Source organism: Pseudomonas sp. GL-R-19 (assembly GCF_019956375.1).
In the GTDB taxonomy this organism is placed as follows: Bacteria; Pseudomonadota; Gammaproteobacteria; order Pseudomonadales; family Pseudomonadaceae; genus Aquipseudomonas.
Genome location: NZ_JAHBDJ010000015.1, coordinates 79,261 through 99,957 on the forward strand (window position 1 = coordinate 79,261; position 20,697 = coordinate 99,957).

Annotated in this window: 18 protein-coding genes; 10 read left to right on the plus strand and 8 right to left on the minus strand. The window is 60.5% G+C overall.

The genetic code is table 11. The features are described 5' to 3' along the window. Positions 1-28 precede the first annotated feature (28 nt). Together tusA and rlmM are read right to left on the minus strand one after the other, a co-directional pair. Entirely contained in the window at positions 29-280 is a 252-nt protein-coding gene (tusA, locus tag KGA83_RS09775) for a sulfurtransferase TusA (RefSeq protein ID WP_007987255.1), read from the minus strand. A gap of 192 nt (positions 281-472) precedes the next feature. After that, on the minus strand, positions 473-1,546 hold the full coding sequence (rlmM, locus tag KGA83_RS09780; protein WP_223529577.1) for a 23S rRNA (cytidine(2498)-2'-O)-methyltransferase RlmM: 1,074 nt from the start codon (positions 1,544-1,546) through the stop codon (positions 473-475). 298 nt (positions 1,547-1,844) lie between these two features. Here rlmM and acnA point away from each other — a divergent pair, with 298 nt between their 5' ends. Continuing rightward, complete coding sequence (gene acnA / locus KGA83_RS09785; protein WP_223529579.1) at positions 1,845-4,586, plus strand: aconitate hydratase AcnA; 2,742 nt, start codon at positions 1,845-1,847, stop codon at positions 4,584-4,586. Positions 4,587-4,609: 23 nt separating this feature from the next. On the opposite strand, the gene KGA83_RS09790 is transcribed toward acnA, so the two are convergent. After that, positions 4,610-5,473: a LysR substrate-binding domain-containing protein gene (locus KGA83_RS09790; protein ID WP_108219222.1), complete on the minus strand. Its 864-nt coding sequence runs from the start codon at positions 5,471-5,473 to the stop codon at positions 4,610-4,612. 96 nt (positions 5,474-5,569) lie between these two features. Here KGA83_RS09790 and KGA83_RS09795 point away from each other — a divergent pair, with 96 nt between their 5' ends. Then, positions 5,570-6,481 (plus strand): DMT family transporter, encoded by a 912-nt coding sequence (locus KGA83_RS09795; RefSeq protein ID WP_108219221.1) that lies wholly within the window; start codon positions 5,570-5,572, stop codon positions 6,479-6,481. 135 nt (positions 6,482-6,616) lie between these two features. On the opposite strand, the gene KGA83_RS09800 is transcribed toward KGA83_RS09795, so the two are convergent. Then, on the minus strand, positions 6,617-7,327 hold the full coding sequence (locus KGA83_RS09800; protein ID WP_108219220.1) for a FadR/GntR family transcriptional regulator: 711 nt from the start codon (positions 7,325-7,327) through the stop codon (positions 6,617-6,619). Positions 7,328-7,608: 281 nt separating this feature from the next. On the opposite strand from KGA83_RS09800, the gene KGA83_RS09805 reads away from it, so the two are divergent. From KGA83_RS09805 to ampC, 3 genes are all read left to right on the plus strand, one after another. Next, on the plus strand, positions 7,609-8,955 hold the full coding sequence (locus KGA83_RS09805; protein WP_223529580.1) for an MFS transporter: 1,347 nt from the start codon (positions 7,609-7,611) through the stop codon (positions 8,953-8,955). Between the two features lie 25 nt (positions 8,956-8,980). Then, a complete protein-coding gene (gene gudD, locus KGA83_RS09810) occupies positions 8,981-10,324 on the plus strand; it encodes a glucarate dehydratase (RefSeq protein ID WP_223529582.1) in 1,344 nt (447 codons plus the stop codon). A 149-nt stretch (positions 10,325-10,473) separates the two neighbouring features. Further along, positions 10,474-11,583 carry a class C beta-lactamase gene (ampC, locus tag KGA83_RS09815; protein WP_411741904.1) on the plus strand — a complete coding sequence of 370 codons (1,110 nt, stop codon included), beginning with the start codon at positions 10,474-10,476 and terminating at the stop codon, positions 11,581-11,583. A 194-nt stretch (positions 11,584-11,777) separates the two neighbouring features. Here the strand turns inward: ampC and KGA83_RS09820 are convergent, their stop codons facing one another. Next, a complete protein-coding gene (locus KGA83_RS09820) occupies positions 11,778-12,131 on the minus strand; it encodes a DUF6124 family protein (protein WP_223529585.1) in 354 nt (117 codons plus the stop codon). A 521-nt stretch (positions 12,132-12,652) separates the two neighbouring features. Here KGA83_RS09820 and KGA83_RS09825 point away from each other — a divergent pair. Next, positions 12,653-13,876, plus strand: a complete 1,224-nt coding sequence (locus KGA83_RS09825) for an AAA family ATPase (RefSeq protein ID WP_108219216.1) — start codon at positions 12,653-12,655, stop codon at positions 13,874-13,876. Between the two features lie 112 nt (positions 13,877-13,988). Here the strand turns inward: KGA83_RS09825 and KGA83_RS09830 are convergent, their stop codons facing one another. Continuing rightward, a complete protein-coding gene (locus KGA83_RS09830) occupies positions 13,989-14,549 on the minus strand; it encodes a DUF4174 domain-containing protein (RefSeq protein ID WP_223529587.1) in 561 nt (186 codons plus the stop codon). Between the two features lie 180 nt (positions 14,550-14,729). Between KGA83_RS09830 and KGA83_RS09835 the strand changes: the two genes are divergently transcribed. Then, positions 14,730-15,098 carry a VOC family protein gene (locus KGA83_RS09835; RefSeq protein ID WP_223529594.1) on the plus strand — a complete coding sequence of 123 codons (369 nt, stop codon included), beginning with the start codon at positions 14,730-14,732 and terminating at the stop codon, positions 15,096-15,098. A gap of 20 nt (positions 15,099-15,118) precedes the next feature. On the opposite strand, the gene KGA83_RS09840 is transcribed toward KGA83_RS09835, so the two are convergent. Further along, entirely contained in the window at positions 15,119-15,904 is a 786-nt protein-coding gene (locus KGA83_RS09840; RefSeq protein ID WP_108219213.1) for a sulfite exporter TauE/SafE family protein, read from the minus strand. Positions 15,905-16,198: 294 nt separating this feature from the next. On the opposite strand from KGA83_RS09840, the gene KGA83_RS09845 reads away from it, so the two are divergent. Both KGA83_RS09845 and KGA83_RS09850 read left to right on the plus strand, forming a co-directional pair. Then, on the plus strand, positions 16,199-17,020 hold the full coding sequence (locus KGA83_RS09845) for an aldo/keto reductase (RefSeq protein ID WP_223529595.1): 822 nt from the start codon (positions 16,199-16,201) through the stop codon (positions 17,018-17,020). A 29-nt stretch (positions 17,021-17,049) separates the two neighbouring features. Further along, the gene (locus KGA83_RS09850) at positions 17,050-17,520 is read left to right on the plus strand and encodes a DUF1810 domain-containing protein (RefSeq protein ID WP_223529596.1); all 471 of its coding nucleotides are present in this window, start codon (positions 17,050-17,052) and stop codon (positions 17,518-17,520) included. On the opposite strand, the gene KGA83_RS09855 is transcribed toward KGA83_RS09850, so the two are convergent. After that, positions 17,485-19,845, minus strand: coding sequence for a DNA polymerase II (locus KGA83_RS09855; protein ID WP_223529597.1), 2,361 nt, complete (start codon positions 19,843-19,845; stop codon positions 17,485-17,487). The two genes, KGA83_RS09850 and KGA83_RS09855, sit on opposite strands and share 36 nt — an antisense overlap. Positions 19,846-20,177: 332 nt before the next feature. Here KGA83_RS09855 and KGA83_RS09860 point away from each other — a divergent pair, with 332 nt between their 5' ends. Then, entirely contained in the window at positions 20,178-20,618 is a 441-nt protein-coding gene (locus KGA83_RS09860) for a CBS domain-containing protein (RefSeq protein ID WP_115947557.1), read from the plus strand. The last annotated feature ends 79 nt before the right edge of the window (positions 20,619-20,697 follow it).

A 20,697-nucleotide genomic window follows, 5' to 3' on the forward strand; every position in this document is an offset into this window, starting at 1 on the left:
GCAAGCTCGCTCCTACAGGGGGGGCTGATCAGCCGGACTTCTTGCGAATCCAGTAGAGGTAGGTACCCGCCTCTTCGTGCTGCGCCACCAGTTCATGGTCGAGAAACACGCAGAACTTGGGAATGTCGCGACGGGTCGACGGGTCAGTGGCGATCACCTTGAGCAGGCCGCCGGGCACCAGGTCACGGATATGCTGGTGCAGCATCATCACCGGTTCAGGGCAGTTGAGGCCGGTGGCGTCGAGGGTGCCGTCTACCGGCGTATCAAGCATTTCACTCATGATTCACTCCTGAAACTGGCCGGCATTGTCGCGCATTGCCGGGTGTAACGTCATCTGTGGCATTACGCCGCCCCCCTGTAGGAGCGAGCCCTGCTCGCGATGGTCGTCAACGATGACGCGGGAGACCTGACACCCCGTGGTGCTCTCAGGTCCATCGCGAGCAGGCTCGCTCCTACAGGGGGTTGCGGTGTTTCAGCGGGACTTGGGCTTCTTCACATCAAGCCGGCGCAAATGGCAGGTCACTTCCTCGCGGTCGTGGTACAGCTGCTTGCAGCCGATCTCGACCTTGATGCCCCGAGCCTTGAAGCCGTCGGCAATGCGCTCGAGCAAACGCTTCACTTCGGCATAGCGCTGTTTCATCGGCAGCTTGAGGTTGACCACCGCCTCGCGGCAATGGCCATCGCCGATCCACTCTTCCAGCATCGCGGCGTTGCGTGCCGGCTTCTCGACGATGTCGCAGACCATCCAGTCCACCGGTTGCTTGGGCTTGAAGGTGAAACCGTCGGCCATCAAGTGCTGCACCAACCCCGTGTCCATCAGGCTTTCGGCCATCGGACCGTTGTCGATGGCGGTCACCAGCATGCCGCGGTTGACCAGTTGCCAGGTCCAGCCACCGGGAGCGGCCCCGAGGTCGACGCCGGTCATGTCGCCGTGCAGGCGCTCGTCCCACTGGTCGCGCGGGATGAAGTGGTGCCAGGCCTCTTCCAGCTTGAGGGTCGAACGGCTCGGCGCTTCGCGTGGAAACTTCAGGCGCGGAATGCCCATTGGCCACATGGCCGAGTTGTTCGACTCGGCCAGGCCCATGAACACTTCGCGGCCGCTTTTGAAGGTCAGCAACAGGCGCGGCTTGTGCGCGTCTTCCACCAGCTTGCCGGCGGCCATCAGCGCCTTGCGCAGGTGCACTTCGAACTTCTTGCAGAAGTTCGACAGCTCCTTGCCGTCGTTGGTGTCGACCATTTCCAGCCACAGGCTGCCGCACAGCGGAAAGTCCGCCATATGCGCGAGGATCACGCTGATGCGGTCGGTTTCCGGCAGATCGATGAAAATCCCCCGGGCCCACTGGCGCGGGAAGATCAGCTCGGCGAAACGCTGCCCGCGCATCAGGCGCTCGGCGCCGTCTTCTTCGGTGCAGACGAATTCGGCGCAAGCCGTGGCGGACTTGGCCTTGGCATAACCGGCCACGTTCAGCCGTGCGGCAAGGTCGGAAATCTCGGAACAGACTTCACTTTCGAAGCCCGGCCGGCAATGCATGAATAGGGTGTTCATTCTTACTCCTGGACCCTGTAGGAGCGAGCTTGCTCGCGATGGACTCAAGGGCGGCGCGTTTACTCAGGAAACACGCGTTATCGTTAACGTCCATCGCGAGCAGGCTCGCTCCCACAAAGAGAGACCGCTTGCGTTGAAGCAAAGCCTGTCACGAAAACCGGCGCATGATAGCTGACTTCGGAACCTGGGGTCTGTCCATAGAGTCCAGTTATTAGCCAGCTACTTAAAACAGGGCTAGGTTTAATGTTCTGCCCGTCCCCTCAGTCCGTAACCGTGCGGACTCAAAGGAGTGATCGTAATGCCGTCCCTCGATAGTCTGAAAACGCTCAAGACCCTGCAAGTCGGCAACAGGACCTACCACTACTTCAGCCTGCCGCAAGCTGCCAAAAGCCTGGGCGACCTGGACAAGTTGCCGATGTCGTTGAAAGTCCTGCTGGAAAACCTGCTGCGCTGGGAAGACGAAAAAACCGTCACCGGCGCCGACCTCAAGGCACTGGCCGCGTGGCTCAAGGAGCGTCGCTCCGAGCGCGAAATCCAGTACCGCCCGGCGCGGGTCTTGATGCAAGACTTCACTGGCGTTCCCGCCGTGGTCGACCTGGCCGCGATGCGCGCGGCGATGGCCAGGGCCGGCGGCAATCCACAGCGGATCAACCCGCTGTCGCCGGTAGACCTGGTGATCGACCACTCGGTGATGGTCGACAAGTTCGCCAGCAGCAGCGCCTTCGAGCAAAACGTCGACATTGAAATGCAGCGCAATGGCGAACGTTATGCGTTCCTGCGCTGGGGCCAGAGTGCCTTTGACAATTTCAGCGTGGTGCCGCCGGGCACCGGGATCTGCCACCAGGTCAATCTTGAATACCTCGGCCGCACGGTGTGGACCAAGGACGAGGACGGCCGCACCTATGCCTTCCCCGACACGTTGGTCGGCACCGACTCCCACACCACCATGATCAACGGCCTCGGCGTGCTCGGCTGGGGCGTCGGCGGTATCGAGGCGGAAGCGGCGATGCTCGGGCAACCGGTATCGATGCTGATTCCGGAGGTCATCGGTTTCAAACTCACCGGCAAGCTCAAGGAAGGCATCACCGCCACCGACCTGGTGCTGACCGTGACCCAGATGCTGCGCAAGAAAGGCGTGGTAGGCAAATTCGTCGAGTTCTACGGCGATGGCCTCGCCGACCTGCCGCTGGCCGACCGCGCGACCATCGCCAACATGGCCCCGGAATACGGCGCCACCTGCGGTTTCTTCCCGGTGGACGACATCACGCTGGAATACCTGCGCCTTTCCGGCCGCCCCCTGGAAACGGTGCAACTGGTCGAGGCCTACAGCAAGGCCCAGGGCCTGTGGCGCCTGCCTGGCCAGGAGCCGGTGTTCACCGACAGCCTGGCGCTGGACATGGGCCGCGTCGAAGCCAGCCTCGCGGGGCCGAAACGCCCGCAGGACAGGGTATCGCTGCCGAATGTCGCCCAAGCCTTCAGCGACTTCGTCGACCTGCAATTCAAACCCACCAGCAAGGAAGAAGGCCGCCTGGAAAGCGAGGGTGGCGGCGGCGTCGCCGTTGGCAACGCCGATCTGGCCGGCGAAGCGGATTACCACTACGAAGGCCAGACCTATCGCCTGAAAAACGGCGCGGTGGTGATTGCCGCGATCACCTCCTGCACCAACACGTCCAACCCGAGCGTGATGATGGCGGCTGGGCTGCTGGCGAAGAAGGCCGTGGAAAAAGGCCTGAAACGCAAACCCTGGGTGAAGAGTTCGCTGGCCCCCGGCTCGAAAGTGGTCACCGACTACTATAAGGCGGCCGACCTGACCCGTTACCTCGATGAATTGGGCTTTGCCCTGGTCGGCTATGGCTGCACCACCTGCATCGGCAACTCCGGACCGCTGCCAGAGCCCATCGAAAAAGCTATCCAGCAAGCCGACCTCACGGTGGCATCGGTACTCTCAGGCAATCGCAACTTCGAAGGCCGGGTGCATCCGCTGGTGAAAACCAACTGGCTGGCCTCCCCGCCGCTGGTAGTCGCCTACGCGCTGGCGGGCACGGTGCGCACCGATCTCAGCCGCGAGCCGTTGGGCGATGACAAGGACGGCAAACCGGTTTACCTGCGGGACATCTGGCCAAGCAGCAAAGAAATTGCCGACGCGGTGAACCAGGTCAACACCGCGATGTTCCACAAGGAATACGCCGAAGTGTTTGCCGGAGACGCGCAATGGCAGGCGATCGAGGTTCCGCAGGCGGCGACCTATGTCTGGCAGGACGACTCGACTTACATCCAGCACCCACCGTTCTTCGACGACATCGGCGGCCCGCCGCCTGTGGTCAAGGATGTCAACGGCGCCAGGGTCCTCGCACTGCTCGGCGACTCGGTGACCACCGACCACATCTCCCCGGCCGGCAACATCAAGGCCGACAGCCCGGCAGGGCAATACCTGCGCGACAAAGGCGTGGAGCCACGGGACTTCAACTCCTACGGCTCGCGGCGCGGCAACCATGAAGTGATGATGCGCGGCACCTTCGCCAACATCCGCATACGCAACGAAATGCTCGGCGGCGAGGAAGGCGGCAACACCCGCTACATTCCCACCGGGGAAAAAATGCCGATCTACGACGCCGCCATGCGCTATCAGGCTTCGGGCACGCCGCTGGTGGTGATCGCCGGCCAGGAATACGGCACCGGATCGAGCCGCGACTGGGCGGCCAAGGGCACCAATCTGCTGGGGGTGAAAGCGGTCATTGCCGAAAGCTTCGAGCGGATTCACCGCTCCAATCTGGTGGGTATGGGCGTGTTGCCGCTGCAGTTCAAGCTGGATCAGAACCGCAAGAGCCTGAACCTCAATGGCAGTGAAACCCTGGACATCCTCGGCTTGACCGGCGTCGAGCTGACGCCACGGATGAACCTGTCGCTGGTCATCACCCGTGAAGACGGCAGCAAGGAAAAGGTCGAGGTGTTGTGCCGGATCGATACGCTCAATGAAGTGGAATACTTCAAGTCGGGAGGCATTTTGCATTATGTGTTGCGGCAGTTGATTGCCTCATAACGGCTCGCTCCCACGCGTGCAAATCAGGCAAATTCCTCGCGCAGCATCGCCACGAACGCCTCGCGCGCCGGGTGCACCCCGGCGTTTTCGTGCCAGTAAAACAGGTTGTCGACGGCGGTCAGTTCGGGGAATTCAAACCCCGCACACCCGGCACCTTTGGCGTATTGGTCGAACACGCCTTTGGGCACCAGTGCCACCCCGGCCCCGGCGCTGACGCAACCGACAATCGCGCCATAACTGGCCAGGCTGACAATCGGCAGTGCCTGACCCTGTCGCAGCAACCAATGCTCCAGCGCCGCCCGGTACGGACAGCCCTGTGGCCACATGAATACGGTCTGGTCCCGCAAGTCGCTGATGTCCCGCAGCGGCCCCAGGGAGGTCGAGGCGATCAGCAATAAATCCTCGCGGTACATCGGCGTGCGCTTGAGGTGCGAACGCTCGACATCCACCGCCACGATGGCGCCGTCGAGTTTGTGATTGAGTGTGTCGTCGAGCAACTGCCCCCAGGAGCCGGTGGTCAGCTCCAGCGCCACCTGCGGAAAACGCTTGTGGAATTTCGCCAGCAGACGCGGCAAACGCCCCGTGGCCGACGACTCGATGGCCCCGATGCGCAAGGGGCCGGAGGGTTCGGCCGACGGGTCGACCGCACGCTTGGCCTCGGCGGTGAGGGCAAGAATCTTCGAAGCGTAGGCCAGGAAGGTCTGCCCCGACGGGCTGATGCGCAGCCCTCGACCCTCACGCAGAAACAGCGCGACGCCGAGCTCGACCTCCAGAGCCTTGATCCGTGCCGTGATGTTCGACGGCACGCAATGCAGCACCTCGGCCGCGCGGGCGATGCTGCCGACGTCGGCCACGGTCTTGAACATGCGAATCTGTGCCAGCTCCATACATCATCCATAGTGAACGGTTTGAGCATTATAAGTCAGTTGTGGTGAACGGTGCGCTTTCTGATACTCGGTGCATCCGCCCACAGGTGCACGACCATGACGCCGCTCACACCCTCCCCCGTTTCACCCTGGAAAATCATCCTGGCCATGGCGTTTGTCGTGGCGTGCTGGGGGTATTCCCCAACCGGCATCCATATCGGCCTGCAGGCCTACGACCCCGTACACCTGGCGCTCCTGCGCTTTCTGCTGGCCTCCGTGTTCATGGCGGTGATCGCGATACTCAAGGGCATCCGCCTGCCCAGGCTTCGAGATCTGCCGCTGATGTTCGGCCTGGGTTTCTTTGCCGTGAGCCTGCACCACGTGGCGATCAACTTCGGACAGCAGGGTATCAGCGCCGGGGCTTCGAGCGTCCTGGCCCAGACCACGCCGCTGTTCAGCACATTGATCGCGCGCTTCGTGTTCAAGGATCAGGTGAGCCTGTGGCGCTGGGGTTGTGTGCTGCTCGGGTTGTTTGGCGTGCTGATTGTGGTGGCCGGCGATCATGGCCTGGGCAGCCTCGACGCCCACGGCTTGCTGATCCTGTTGGCGGCAGTGTCCTGGAGCCTCTACTTTGCCCTGCAAAAGCACCACACCGGGCGTTACGACGGGCTGACGCTGGTGTGTTACACGGTGTGGTCCGGGACGGTATTGTTGTTGATTTATCTGCCCGGCCTGATGGATCAAATCGCGATTGCGCCGCTGCCTGTGCAGTTCGCCGTGTTGGCGCTGGGGATTTTCCCCAGCGCCCTGGCGTACCTGGCCTGGGCCTATGTGCTGGCGCATGTCGACTTGAGCCGAGCGACGATGACGCTGTATTTGACGCCGCCGACGGCGATGGTCATTGCGTCTTATACGCTCGGTGAACGGCCGACATTGATGATCGTGGTCGGTGGGCTGGTGGTGTTGGCGAGTGTGCTGGCGTTGAATCTGGAGCGGCGGGTTGTGGTTGTTCAGGTTGTGCGGGTCTGATCCAGGATATTTGTTGTCAGAACTGACGCCTTCGCGAGCAGGCTCGCTCCCACAGGGGTACGCATTCCAATGTGGGAGCGACGGTGCGGCGATCCGACCTGCTCGCGAAGAACGATGACGCAGTATCACTGACCATCAACTGGGCGAAAACCGGTCACGACTATTGGTCAGGTGCAACCACATCGCCGCCCGCGCCGCGTCCGGGTCCTGGCGCTTGATGGCGTTGAGGATCGCCTCGTGCTCAAGGTTGGCCAACTGGCCGAGCTTGCTCAGGTCCACCGCGCCGCGCTCGGCGGCATTGACCCGGGTGCGCGGGATCATCGCACTGCCCAGGTGCTGCATGATCTCGGTGAAGCACACATTGCCAGTGGCTTCGGCGATCAGCAGATGAAAACGCCGGTCCGCTTCGACACAGCTGTCGTTGTTGGCCAGCAGGCTCTGATAGTCATCCAGCGCTTCACGCATCTGCGCCAGTTGCAGATCGGTGCGGCGCGTTGCCGCCAGCGCCGCCGCCTGGGTTTCCAGGCCCATGCGCAACTCCAGAATGCTGCGCACCCCCAACGCCGTATCGACATTCAGCCGCAGCCCCTGCTCCGGTGCGCGCTCGATCACGAACGTGCCAATGCCATGCCGGGTTTCCACCAGCCCCGAGGCCTGCAACTTCGAGATGGCCTCACGCACCACCGTGCGACTGACCCCGTGCTCCTGAACGATGGTGTTTTCCGACGGCAACTTGTCGCCGGGCAACATCTGGCCGAGCAGGATGCGCTGGGTCAATTTTTCGACCAGATCATGGGCCAGGTTGTGAGTGCGCTTGCGGGCAGGCGCGTCGAGGTCTTCTTGCATGGAGATATCCGGAACACAGGGCTATCGAATCGTAGCACCGCGCCTGGCGGGAATCCTGTAAAAATTTCACCCAACTTGTATGACAACACTCAACAAAACGCCCATGTCGAGTTATTTTTATAGCCAGCCAGCAGCGCCACCAGAATAAAAATTTGCCTAATAAGCGCCATTTCATTGGACAGACGGGGTTGCACGAAGAAAAAACCTAGTTGTATGATGTCTAGCAACATCGCAACACCCAGCCCTACCCCGCATAAAAATAACGAGTGGGAGAAAACGCAGTGAATACATCCATCTCCGCGATGCACGACGACGCCAATTCAGCGCTGAAGTCCGCCATCGCCAAAGTCAAACGTCACGTCCTGCCGCTGTTCGTCATCATGTTCATCGTCAATTACATCGATCGCGTGAACATCGGTTTCGTCCGCGCCCACATGGAACACGACCTGGGCATTGGCGCGGCCGCCTATGGCCTGGGTGCCGGTCTGTTCTTCATCGGCTATGCACTGTTCGAGGTGCCCTCCAACATCCTTCTGCAGAAAGTCGGCGCACGCATCTGGCTGACCCGGATCATGCTGACCTGGGGCCTGGTCGCCGCGGGCATGGCGTTCATCCAGAACGAAACCCACTTCTACATCCTGCGTTTTCTGCTGGGCGTGGCCGAAGCCGGGTTCTTTCCCGGGGTGATCTACTACTTCACCCGCTGGTTGCCCGGCGTGGAGCGTGGCAAGGCGATTGCGATTTTCCTCAGCGGCTCGGCGATTGCCTCGCTGATCTCCGGCCCGCTGTCCGGGCTACTCCTGCAAATCAGCGGCCTGGGCATGCACGGCTGGCAGTGGATGTACTTCATCGAGGGTATGTTTTCGGTGGGGTTGTGCGTATTTGTCTGGTTCTGGCTGGACTCCAGACCCCATGACGCCAAATGGCTGAGCCGCGAGGAACAGGACGCGCTGGTCCAGGCCATCGACGACGAACAGCTGGCCCGGGAAGCGGCGACGCCGATCAAGCCGTCACTGGGCAAGTTGCTCAAGGATCGCCAGATCATCCTGTTCTGCCTGATCTACTTCTTTATCCAGCTGACCATCTACGCCGCTACGTTCTGGCTACCGAGCATCATCAAGAAGATGGGCGACCTGAGCGACATCCAGGTCGGGCTGTTCAACTCGATTCCGTGGTTGCTGTCGATTGTCGGCATGTACGCCTTCGCGTCCCTGTCGGCCAAATGGAAACACCAGCAAGCCTGGGTCGCTGCCGCCCTGCTGATCGCCGCTGCCGGGATGTTCATGTCCACCACCGGCGGGCCAGTGTTCGCCTTCGTTGCGATCTGCTTTGCCGCACTGGGCTTCAAATCGGCCTCGTCACTGTTCTGGCCGATTCCCCAGGCCTACCTGGATGCGCGCATTGCCGCTGGCGTCATCGCGTTGATCAACTCGGTGGGCAACCTCGGCGGTTTCGTTGCGCCGACCACCTTCGGCCTGCTCGAAGCAAACACCGGCTCGATTCAGGGCGGGCTGTACGGCCTGGCCGCGACCTCGATCATCGCCGCCATCATCGTGTTTGCCGCCCGCAACACACCGAAACCCGCACCCGCCGGCGCGCCGGGCAACCCCGCGCCCAACCACGCCTGAATTCTGCTTTTTTAAGGATTGGAAAATGAACCCACAAGACACCGCAAAAGCTCCGGTCATCACCAGCATGCAAGTGGTTCCGGTCGCCGGCCACGATGGCATGCTGCTCAACCTGAGCGGCGCCCACGGCCCGTTCTTCACTCGCAACATCGTGATTCTCAAGGACAACGCCGGCCACACCGGCGTCGGCGAAGTACCGGGGGGCGAGCGCATTCGCCAGACCCTCGAAGACGCACGCAACCTGGTGGTCGGCAGCCCGATTGGCACTTACCAGAAGATCCTCAATCAGGTGCGCCAGACCTTCGCCGACCGCGATGCCGGTGGGCGCGGATTGCAGACCTTCGACCTGCGCATCACCATCCATGCGGTCACCGGCCTTGAAGCCGCATTGCTCGATTTGCTCGGCCAGCACCTGGATGTACCAGTGGCCGCCCTGCTCGGCGAAGGCCAGCAGCGCGATGAAGTGAAGATGCTCGGCTATCTGTTTTATGTCGGTGATCGCAATGAAACCGACCTCGCCTACCGCAGCGAACCGGACGCCGACAACGACTGGTTCCGCGTGCGTCACGAGAAAGCCATGACCGCCGACGCAGTGGTGCGCCTGGCCGAGGCGGCCCACGCGCGTTATGGCTTCAAGGACTTCAAGCTCAAGGGTGGCGTGCTCAGCGGCGACGCGGAAATCGAAGCGGTCACCGCCCTCGCCGAACGCTTCCCCGATGCGCGCATCACCCTTGACCCGAATGGTGCCTGGTCACTGAAAGAAGCCATCCGCCTGTGCCGCGATCAGCACCGCGTGCTGGCCTACGCCGAAGACCCGTGCGGGGCGGAAAACGGTTACTCGGGACGCGAAGTCATGGCCGAATTCCGCCGCGCCACGGGCCTGAAGACCGCGACCAACATGATCGCCACCGACTGGCGTGAGATGGGCCACGCGATCCAGTTGCAGTCAGTCGACATTCCCCTGGCCGACCCGCACTTCTGGACCCTGCAGGGCTCGGTGCGCGTGGCGCAGATGTGCCACGAATGGGGCCTGACCTGGGGTTCGCACTCCAACAACCACTTCGACATCTCCCTGGCGATGTTCACCCATGTCGCAGCGGCCGCGCCGGGCGAAATCACCGCCATCGACACCCACTGGATCTGGCAGGACGGCCAGCGCCTGACCAAGGCCCCGCTGCAAATCGTCGACGGCTGCGTGCAGGTGCCGCAGAAACCGGGGCTGGGGGTAGAGCTGGACATGGATCAACTGGCCAAGGCCCATGAACTGTACAAAGGCATGGGCCTGGGGGCGCGGGATGACAGCGTGGCGATGCAGTTTTTGATTCCGGACTGGAGGTTCGATAACAAGCGGCCGTGCCTGGTGCGTTGAATCGACGGTTGCGCACCTTGTAACAATAAATCCGACCCGCCTGTGGGCGGTCGGATTTAAAAAACAGGGTTACCCCCCTAGAATGGCGCGCACCTGAATCAACGACGGATGAAACCAACATGGACAGGCTGAAAACCATCGCCGCTTGCATGGCGCTATTCGCCGCGGGCCAGTGCGTTGCGCAGGATCAAATCGAGACGGTGGTGAACGCCGCCGTACAACCGGTGATGCAAGCCCAGGCTATTCAAGGCATGGCCGTGGCAGTCACCGTCAACGGCCAGGCGCATTACTTCAACTATGGCGTCGCCTCGAAAGAAACCGGCAACCCTGTCACGCAAGACACCCTGTTCGAGATCGGCTCCGTCAGCAAGACCTTCACCGCCACCCTCGCCGCTTACGCCCAGGCCACCGGCAAGCTGTCACTGTCGGACAAGGCCAGCCAGGTCCTGCCGGCCTTGCGCGGCACCGCGTTCGACCACATCAGCGTGCTGCAACTGGGCACCTACAGCGCGGGCGGCCTGCCGCTGCAGTTTCCTGCTGAATTTGATTCGGCCGACAAAATGCTCGGCTACTACCAACAATGGAAACCGCTCTACGCCCCCGGCAGCCACCGACTGTATTCAAACCCCAGTCTTGGCCTGTTCGGCTACCTCGCTGCGCAAAGCATGGGCCAGCCGTTCGATGAGCTGATGGAGAAAACCCTGCTGCCGAAACTCGGCTTGCAGCATACCTATGTACATGTGCCACAGGATCAGATGGCGCTGTACGCCCAGGGCTACAACAAGGACGGCAAACCGGTACGGGTCACTCCGGGTGCGCTGGATTCCGAGGCGTACGGGGTGAAAACCAGCGCCGAGGACTTGCTGCGCTATGTCGGTGCGAACATGAAGCCGGCGTCCCTGGAAAAGCCGTTGCAGCAAGCCATCGCCCTGACTCATAGCGGTTACTACACCGTAGGCGATATGACCCAGGGCCTCGGTTGGGAGATGTATCGCTACCCGATCACACTGGATCGCCTGCTGGACGGCAACTCCACGCCGATGGCCATGGAGGCGCACAAGGCCCAGTGGCTGAACCCGCCGCAGGCGCAGCCGCAGAGCGTGCTGGTCAACAAGACCGGTTCAACCGGGGGCTTTGGTGCTTACGTAGCGTACGTGCCATCGAAGGACATCGGCATTGTGATGCTGGCCAACAAGAATTATCCCAATGCGGAGCGGGTCAGGATTGCCCATCGGATTCTGAGCGCCCTGACTCAATAAGCCTTGTTTGCTTTCCCAGAGAAAAAGGCGACATCTAGAGGTTAATGTTGTGTAGGAGCGAGCTTGCTCGCGATGGACTCAAGAGCGCCGCGTTTAGCCAGTAAATACGCGTTATCGTTAACGACCATCGCGAGCAAGCTCGCTCCTACAGAGTCCTTAACTGATCGGCATTGACCTCCAGAGGTCACCTTTTTTTACTTTATCGGCACACCTTCGGATGGGTCGACATTGTCCAGCGCGCGATTCACCAACAACTCACCCACCACTGCCAATTGCTGAATCGACAGCGCCACATTGCGGTTGGAGCTTTCCAGGTTACAGGCCAGATCGGTGACCAGCACGTTCAGTGACGCGAGGGTTTCACAGGCGTGGCACAGCAGCGTCGGGGTGTCGACGTTTGGGAGGATGGTGAAGATGTGGCTGACCGGGTCGGCGTGTTTGGGGTTGCGCAAGCGAGCGCTGACGGCGGGTTCGGTGATGTCGGAGAGTGGGACGTGGAGATCGGAATCGGTTGAAGATTCGGGGGGATCGGGCGTGATCTTTTTCATGTGCGGCGCTCTTTTTGTATTCAAGGAGCTGCCCATCTCATTTCCACAAATAAGGTGGTAGCTGTACGCAGGTGTGGAAGACCAGGGAAAGAGTACCAAAACCCGGCGCACTCGAAAGTGCCCCGCGCACAGCCACCATAACGCAGCAATGTTGACATAAAAAAATGCCGATATGCGCTCTATGGGCGTTGATCTCTTTCTCTGAAAACGGACTTCCACATCCGACCGCTGATTTGCAGCGGCTGAAGAAGGTTATCGATACGGCCCAATGGGCGCCAGTTCACGGGGTGCGCCACGTCATGCAGGAAATTTCCGACGCAACTGAAGTCCTTTGCCTACGCTCGATTTTCTGAGCATCCAGTTACAAATACCTTTTTGCTCATGACCGTTGTGATGCAGGTGAAACCGTTGTATCTAATGGACCTCCCAAGCCTGCGAACGGCATCGGATCAATCCGTGACCGGGAATGACATAATGCGCGCTCACCTAATCAAACCGACTGACCCTAAAAGGGCGTTGTAATGGAAATTTTCAGCTTTCAGCTCAAGGATGTCGGTCGCTTCACCGATATGACCGTTTACCTGGCCCCCACCCCCAAACACCGCTCAAATGTGACGGTGCTTGTAGGAAACAACGGTGCCGGGAAAACCACCCTTTTAAAATCATTGGCCACCTCATTGAGTTGGCTAGTTGCCAGGATTCGTACTGAGAAAGGTGTTGGCAGTTACCTTACAAATGAAGACATTCGAAACGGCGCTGCAGTCGCAGTCGTTTTGACTTCCGTATCAGACAGTTCGCCGGCGCAACCACGTTCCCCCGACGATTATTCAAAACATGATCTCTTTAACTGGGCCATTGCTCGTAGCAGGCAAGGGCGAAAGAGTGATGTCCATAGTGAGTTAGCGGAAGCCAGCCTCCTTGCAGACCACTATCGCACTCAACTAACCATTGATGAAAAAGCTTCACTCCCTCTGATCGCCTACTACCCGGTAGAACGCTCGGTTCTGGAAATCCCACTAAAAATCCGAACCAAACACACCTTTGATCAACTCGACGGCTACGACAACGCATTGAATCGCGGTGTGGACTTCCGCCGTTTCTTCGAATGGTTCCGAGAACGCGAAGACAGTGAAAACGAAACCGGCGTGTCCGACACCGCGCTCGCCGAAATTTCCGCAAAATTCGGCAACGACAGTGACATCTGGAAAACTCTGTCCCAGTTGAAAGCCTCGTCCCGTGACCGTCAGTTAACAGCCGTACGCTCCGCCATCGCCGCGTTCATGCCCGGCTTCAGCAACCTGCGAGTGCAACGCAAGCCGCGTCTGCACATGGCCATCGACAAAAACGGCGTAACGCTGAATGTCTCCCAGCTATCGCAGGGTGAGAAATCGATGATGGCATTGGTCGGCGACATCGCTCGCAGATTGGCGATGATGAACCAGTCTCTGGACAACCCATTGGAAGGTGACGGCATCGTACTGATCGACGAGGTCGACTTGCACCTGCACCCTAAATGGCAGCGCAGTTTGATTCGGCAGTTGAGCGAAACCTTCCCCAATTGCCAGTTTGTCCTGACCACTCACTCGCCATTGGTCATCAGCGACGCGAAAGACGTGCTGTGCTACGTGCTCAATGACGGGGAACTGCACGAACAATCAGGCCTGTATGGATTGGATGCCAATCAGGTGCTTCTGGAAGAACGCAACCTGGCACAAAACCTGTGGGAGCGAGCTTGCTCGCGATGACGGCCTGACATCCAACATCGATATCGACTGTTACGACGCCATCGTCGGAACGCCGCCCGGAGCAAGCTCGCTCCCACAGGTTAATTGCTCACCACAAGAACTCAGTATCGGTTCAATCATCCGGCATTTCAGGCGGTTTGGCAGGCTTGGCCGGTTTGCCAGGTTTTGTGCCTTTGGTGACTTTGGCGCCCTTGGCCGCCGGCTCGGCCTCAGTGACCGGAGCCGCCACTGTCGCGGTAAATTCTTTCTCGGCCGCCGGCAACTGATCGACAGCGCTGAAAATCTCGTCCAGCTTGATGGCGTCCGATTGTTCGAGTTTCTTTTCGCCGTCCTTGCCGACCAGGATGACCTTGGTCTTGGCGCCGGCGCCCAGCTTGAGCGAGCGGATCAGCGCTGCCGTGTCTTGTGGCCCGAGGTCTTTGCCGTCGCGCTGGCCCATCAGGTTCAGCACGGTGTAGAGCACCATGTTGCGGTCGGTGAACCCCTTGCGATTGGCCGGTTCATCCAGCGACTTTTTCAGGCTGACCCAGATCGGATCAACAGCACTCGGAGCGATGACAATCAGTGGTCGGGCCCTGCCCTTGTCCATGTCCAGAGGTGAGTCGCCATCAGTGGCGAACGAAGTGCCGGCAATCGCCAGCAAAGTAGCCAGGGTCAGTGACCTGATGAGCATGCGCATCTCCTTTTGATATCCACGCTCTAATGATTGCGCATTGCGGCGATCGTTCCGGGTGACGTACCGCAAATATGTCTCGCCTTGCCCCAAGCTTAGGTCAGGGCGGTCATTGCGCAACAGGCTGGGCTAATCTGAAGACTCATGACAACCCGCCTGATCCGTCGTGAGGACTTGTGCATGAGCGCTCAGTTGAACCACACCATCGTCTGGTGCCGGGACAAGCAGGTTTCGGCGAATTTCCTGGCCAGCCTCCTCGGCCTGCCCGCCCCGCTGCCCTTCGGGCCCATGCTGATCGTCAAACTGGATAACGGCGTGTCACTGGATTTCTACGACAACGACCCGCCGATTGCGTCCCAGCACTATGCATTCTTGATGGGCGACGAGGATTTCGATGCGGCCTTCGCACGCCTGCAAGCCAACGGTCAGCCATGGTGGGCCGACCCGTGCAAGCAGCGACTGAGGGAGATCAATGATTATGCGGGAGGACGGCGGGTGTATTTCGATGACCCGGACGGGCATCTGCTGGAAATATTCACCCGCGAATGAAGCTGGCGTGGCGGCTTGAATCAGAACGCCAGTTTGTAGCCGATCAACAACAGCATGGTCGCCAGGCAAGGGCGCAGCAGTTCGTCGGAGATGCGCCCGGTCAGGTGGCTGCCCAGGTAAATCCCCGGCAACGAACCCACCAGCAAGTAACCCAGGACGTGCCAATCCATGTTGCCCATGCTGGCATGGCCAAGCCCCGCGACCAGGGTCAGCGGCACGGCGTGGGCGATTTCAGTCCCCACCAGGCGACGGGTCGGCAGCATCGGATAGAGGATGAACAGTGCCACGGTGCCCAGTGCTCCGGCGCCGATGGATGTCAGCGCGACCATGGTGCCAAGGACCAGTCCGGTGATGACCGTCAACACGTTCAAGCGCAACCCGCTGGGGTTGTAATGGCCGCCCGCCCGTTTGTGGGCGAAGTCGAGCAGGCGCTTCTTGAACAGGATCGCCAGTGCCGTGGCAAACAACACAAAACCGAGGGCCTGCTTGATGATCGCGTTCATCGCCTCGGGGGCACTGTGCAGGGTGCTGAGGAACCACAGCGTCAACGCCACCGCGGGCACGCTGCCCAAGGTCAGCCAGCCGGTAATCGCCCAGTCGATGTTGTTGTTCTTGCGGTGAACCAGTACACCGCTGGATTTGGTGATGGCGGCGTACAGCAGGTCGGTGCCGACCGCTGTCGCCGGGTTGATGCCGAACCCTAGCAGGATCGGGGTCATGAGCGACCCGCCACCCACGCCAGTCATGCCGACGATGAAGCCGACAACCAGCCCGGCAACGACCAACCCGATGTTCACTAAATCCATGAATACGTCCACAAAGAGCGCAAGGGAAATCTGGCCCGCAGCATAGCGACATTTCTTATAACCAGTTATATCGATGCGATCTATCTTTATGCCTTAGGCACTTCCCTTGTGGGAGCAAGCTCACTTGTATGTTTAGACTTGAAGGGGTGGGCCGACGGAGGGGATCGCCGCAGGCTGCCATGGATAGAGCCGGACATGGCGAAAAAGTGCAGGATCGGGCGTCACTGGCAGGGGAATGTTCAAAGAAAAAACGGATCAGAAAATCATTAGCTCGGTACACACAGGAGGGTTTGCATGCGCACGCTTGAATTGGCTGGCGCCAGGGTCCCGGTTATCGGACAGGGGACCTGGCAGATGGGTGAAGACCGCTCACGGCACACGGAAGAAGTCGCGGCCCTGCGCCTGGGCATCGAACTGGGCATGACCCTGATCGACACCGCTGAAATGTACGCCGAAGGCGGCGCCGAGGAAGTGGTCCGCGATGCCATCGCCGGCCAGCGCGACAGCGTCTTTCTGGTCAGCAAGGTGTACCCGCACAACGCGAGCCGCCAGGGCATTCCCCTGGCATGCGAGCGAAGCCTGCTTAGGCTTGGCACCGATTACATCGATCTGTATCTGCTGCATTGGCGCGGCCAGTATCCCCTGGAAGAAACCGTTGAAGCCTTCGAACGCCTGCGCGAAGACGGCAAGATCGGGCGTTGGGGCGTGTCCAATTTCGACCTCGACGACTTGCTGGAACTGGACGCCCCGGCCTGCGCCACCAATCAGGTGCTCTACAACCTGGCACAACGGGGCATAGAATTTGATTTATTACCCTGGAGCCGACAACGACGGCTGCCGGTCATGGCTTACTGTCCGATCGACCAGGGCGGCAAACTGCTCACCAATGCCACTCTCAAACAGGTGGCCGCCCGACACGGCGTGACGCCGGCGCAAGTTGCGCTGGCATGGATTGTGCGTCAGGACGGTGTGATCGCTATCCCCAAAGCGGTCCGCCCAGAGCATGTACGGCTCAATGCCCAGGCTGCCAGATTGCAGCTTGAAGCCGGGGATCTGGAGGCGCTGGACCAAGCGTTTCACGCGCCACAACGCAAACAGCGGCTGGCCATGGTCTGAACCACCGCAGTCAGTCAGAGAGCTTCACCATGAGAAGCACCGACCACCTGGACCCGTTCAATCTGCAACGTTTTCTCGAGGCTCAGGACCCGGTGTTCGACCGGGTTCAAACCGAGCTGAGCAACGGGCACAAGCGCAGTCACTGGATGTGGTTCATTTTTCCGCAGTTCGCCGGGCTCGGCGGCAGCGAGATGTCGCGCCGCTTTGCCATCCGCTCGCGGGAGGAAGCCCTGGCCTACCTTGAGCACCCGTTGCTGGGCGCCCGGCTACGCGCCTGCACCCAGGAAGTGCTGAACATCCGGGAGCGCTCGGTGGCCGGGATTTTCGGCCATCCCGACGACCTGAAGTTTCATTCCTCGATGACCCTGTTTGCCCAGGTCACCGCCGCCGACAGCCTTTTCCAGCAAGCCCTGAACCAATACTTCCACGGCATCCTGGATGACTGGACCCTGTCGCTGATGGACTCAAAACAGGCCCAGTTGCCCCCCAATCAGGGTTGAGAAGTCGTCATCGACAAACGGCAGTATCGCGTCCGCCACCGGTTGCAGCTGCCGGGTGATGTAGTGGTCGTAATCGATGGGCGCGCTGCGCACTTCCAGCGGTTCGGGGCCGGCGACGGTGATCACGTAGCTGATCCAGCCGCCGTTCTGATACTGGCGCGGGCGACCCTGCCGGTCGTTGTACTCGTCGGCCAGACGCGCCGCGCGCACATGGGGCGGCACGTTGCGCTGATAGTCATCGAGGCTGCGGCGCAGGCGCTTGCGGTAGATCAGCCGGTCATCGAATTCACCGGCCAGGGTCTTGCGCACGTAGTCACGCACATAATCCTGATAGGGCTGGCGCAGGAAGATCCGCGAATACAGCTCCTGCTGGAATTGCCGGGCCAGCAGCGACCAGTCGGTGCGTACGGTTTCCAGGCCTTTGTAGACCATTTCGTCGCTGCCGTCGGCACGGGTTACCAGCCCCGCGTAGCGCTTTTTACTGCCTTCTTCAGCGCCGCGGATGGTCGGCATCAAAAAGCGCTTGTAGTGGGTTTCGAACTGCAATTCGAGAACGCTTTGCAAACCGTATTCCTGCTGCACGTGCTCGCGCCACCACTGATTGACGTGCGCCACCAGCGCCTGGCCGATCTGCGCCGCCTCCTGCTGACCATGGGCGCGACGCAGCCAGACGAAGGTCGAATCGGTGTCGCCATAGATCACTGCATGCCCCTGGGCCTCGATCAACTGGCGGGTGCGCAGCATGATTTCGTGCCCGCGCAAGGTGATGGACGAGGCCAGGCGCGTGTCGAAGAAGCGACAACCGCTGGAGCCCAGTACACCGTAGAAGGCGTTCATGATGATTTTCAGCGCCTGGGACAGCGGTGCGTTGTGTTCGCGCTTGGCGGTTTCCCGGCCTTCGGCCACCCGGGCGACGATGGACGGCAGGCAATGCCGGGTGCGAGAAAAGCGTGCGCCACGAAAACCCGGCACCGACTCGCTGTCATCCGGGTGCTCGAGCCCTTCAATCAGCCCCACGGGGTCGATCAGGAAGGTGCGGATGATCGACGGATAGAGGCTTTTGTAGTCGAGCACCAGCACCGATTCGTACAGTCCCGGTTGCGAATCCATGACAAAACCGCCGGGGCTGGCTTCGGGTGGCTTGCCACCGAGATTCGGCGCAACGAAACCCTGGCGGTGCATCAGCGGCATGTACAGGTGCGTGAACGCCGCCACCGAACCGCCCATGCGATCGACCGGCAAACCGGTGACGCTGGCCCGCTCCAGCAAGAAAGTGAGCAACTCGGTCCTGGCGAAAATCCGCGTGACCAGTTCGCAGTCCTTGAGGTTGTAGGTGGCCAGCGCCGGTTTGTCCTCGGCGAACATGCGATTGATTTCGTCCATGCGCTGGTACGGGTTGTCGATGGACTTGCCCTCGCCGAGCAGGGTTTGCGCGACGTTTTCCAGGCTGAACGAAGGGAAACTCCAGGTCGCCGAGCGCAGGGCCTCGATACCGTCGATGATCAGGCGGCCAGCCGCAGAAGCGAAGTAATGGTTGCCGCTGCCGTGTTCGCGCCACTGCATTTCCTCGCCGCCACGCCCCAGTTTCAACGGCACCGCCAGGCGCCGGGCGTGTTCGTGAAGCACCCGCAAGTCGAACTGCACGACGTTCCAGCCAATGATCGCGTCGGGGTCGAAGCGGGCAAACCATTCGTTGAGTTTTTTCAGCAGCAGGGTCCGCGAATCACAGTATTCGAGCTGGAAATCCACCTGGCTGGCGTCGCCATTCGGCGGACCGAGCATGTACACCTGACGCTCGCCGCAACCTTCCAGGGCAATGGAATACAACTCGCCCTGGGCAGTGGTCTCGATGTCCAGGGATACCAATCTGAGGCTCGGCCGGTAGTCGGGGTCGGGTTTCATCTGCGCGTCGAGCAGCAGGCCCTCGGCATTCGGCGTGCCACTGAAACGCACCGGCGCGGTGATGAAGCGTTCCATCATGTAGCGTTCCGGCGGGCGCACGTCGGCTTCGAACACCTCGGCACCGGCCCGACGCAGCGCGGTTTCCAGGCGCATCAACTGGCCATGTTGCTGGCAGTAAAGTCCGAGGACCGGGCGATGTTCGAAATCCTGCAGGGCCAGGGGCCTGAGCTCGACGTTTTTCTCGTCATGCAAAACGCCTTCGGCCGCCTGACGCTGCGCAGCAGGGATGAACGCCACCGACGGTTGATGAGGCAGGCGGATGCGCCGGGGACCGCTGTCGGTCGCCAGCCAGAACTCGACTTCCGTGCCGGCCGGGGTGTCGCGCCAATGCCGGGTCAGGACGAAGCCCTGCTGTAGATCCACCACTGCAAACCTCGAAACTGATTCAGAGGGTGATTCTACCCGTCATCAGTCGCGATAGCGCGTTTGCCGCAGGCCTGTCAGGCAGACACACTAACTGTAGGAGCGAGCCTGCTCGCGATAGCGGATTAACCTTCAACGAAGATATTGGCTGTCAGTCGGTCATCGCGAGCAGGCTCGCTCCTACAGGTAGTGTGCCGGGACAGAAATGAGGGGATTGCCAAAGAAAAACCGCCGAATGACGTTTTTTGCGCGTTATCTGCCGCTTTCGCCCTTGCCCTGAACGCTCGTGTCTACGATTCTTCAAGAACAACGACAACACCCGAGTAACCACCATGAAAACCGTCGCCCAACTGCTCAAGCTCAAAGATCAGAAGAATCAGGAAGTGCACCAGATCAAACCCGATCACATGGTGCTCGAAGCGCTGATGAAGATGGCCGAGAAAAACGTCGGCGCCTTGTTGGTGGTGGAGAATGATGAAGTGCTGGGCATCATCAGCGAACGGGACTACGCACGCAAACTGGTGCTGCACGGCCGCTCTTCGGTGGGCACGCCGGTGCGCGACATCATGGTGTCGCCGGTGATTACCGTCGACACCCATCAAACCGTGGAGACCTGCCTGGGCATCATGTCCGATAAACGCCTGCGGCACTTGCCGGTGGTGGAAGGCGGCAAATTGATTGGCCTGTTGTCGATCGGTGACCTGGTCAAGGAAGCGATCGCCGAACAGGCGGAGCTGATCAAGCAGCTGGAACAGTACATTCGCGGGGAGTGAATCCGCACACGCCGCCCCCCTGTAGGAGCGAGCCTGCTCGCGATGGCGGTATGTCAGTCACTTAGATGTTGAATGATAA

What these genes read in the sequence shown, in the direction of transcription:
- tusA (WP_007987255.1), bottom strand. Translation starts at nt 280, where the DNA reads ATGAGTGAAATGCTTGATACGCCGGTAGACGGCACCCTCGACGCCACC.
- rlmM (WP_223529577.1), bottom strand. Translation starts at nt 1,546, where the DNA reads ATGAACACCCTATTCATGCATTGCCGGCCGGGCTTCGAAAGTGAAGTC.
- acnA (WP_223529579.1), top strand. Translation starts at nt 1,845, where the DNA reads ATGCCGTCCCTCGATAGTCTGAAAACGCTCAAGACCCTGCAAGTCGGC.
- KGA83_RS09790 (WP_108219222.1), bottom strand. Translation starts at nt 5,473, where the DNA reads ATGGAGCTGGCACAGATTCGCATGTTCAAGACCGTGGCCGACGTCGGC.
- KGA83_RS09795 (WP_108219221.1), top strand. Translation starts at nt 5,570, where the DNA reads ATGACGCCGCTCACACCCTCCCCCGTTTCACCCTGGAAAATCATCCTG.
- KGA83_RS09800 (WP_108219220.1), bottom strand. Translation starts at nt 7,327, where the DNA reads ATGCAAGAAGACCTCGACGCGCCTGCCCGCAAGCGCACTCACAACCTG.
- gudD (WP_223529582.1), top strand. Translation starts at nt 8,981, where the DNA reads ATGAACCCACAAGACACCGCAAAAGCTCCGGTCATCACCAGCATGCAA.
- ampC (WP_411741904.1), top strand. Translation starts at nt 10,474, where the DNA reads ATGGCGCTATTCGCCGCGGGCCAGTGCGTTGCGCAGGATCAAATCGAG.
- KGA83_RS09820 (WP_223529585.1), bottom strand. Translation starts at nt 12,131, where the DNA reads ATGAAAAAGATCACGCCCGATCCCCCCGAATCTTCAACCGATTCCGAT.
- KGA83_RS09825 (WP_108219216.1), top strand. Translation starts at nt 12,653, where the DNA reads ATGGAAATTTTCAGCTTTCAGCTCAAGGATGTCGGTCGCTTCACCGAT.
- KGA83_RS09830 (WP_223529587.1), bottom strand. Translation starts at nt 14,549, where the DNA reads ATGCTCATCAGGTCACTGACCCTGGCTACTTTGCTGGCGATTGCCGGC.
- KGA83_RS09835 (WP_223529594.1), top strand. Translation starts at nt 14,730, where the DNA reads ATGAGCGCTCAGTTGAACCACACCATCGTCTGGTGCCGGGACAAGCAG.
- KGA83_RS09840 (WP_108219213.1), bottom strand. Translation starts at nt 15,904, where the DNA reads ATGGATTTAGTGAACATCGGGTTGGTCGTTGCCGGGCTGGTTGTCGGC.
- KGA83_RS09845 (WP_223529595.1), top strand. Translation starts at nt 16,199, where the DNA reads ATGCGCACGCTTGAATTGGCTGGCGCCAGGGTCCCGGTTATCGGACAG.
- KGA83_RS09850 (WP_223529596.1), top strand. Translation starts at nt 17,050, where the DNA reads ATGAGAAGCACCGACCACCTGGACCCGTTCAATCTGCAACGTTTTCTC.
- KGA83_RS09860 (WP_115947557.1), top strand. Translation starts at nt 20,178, where the DNA reads ATGAAAACCGTCGCCCAACTGCTCAAGCTCAAAGATCAGAAGAATCAG.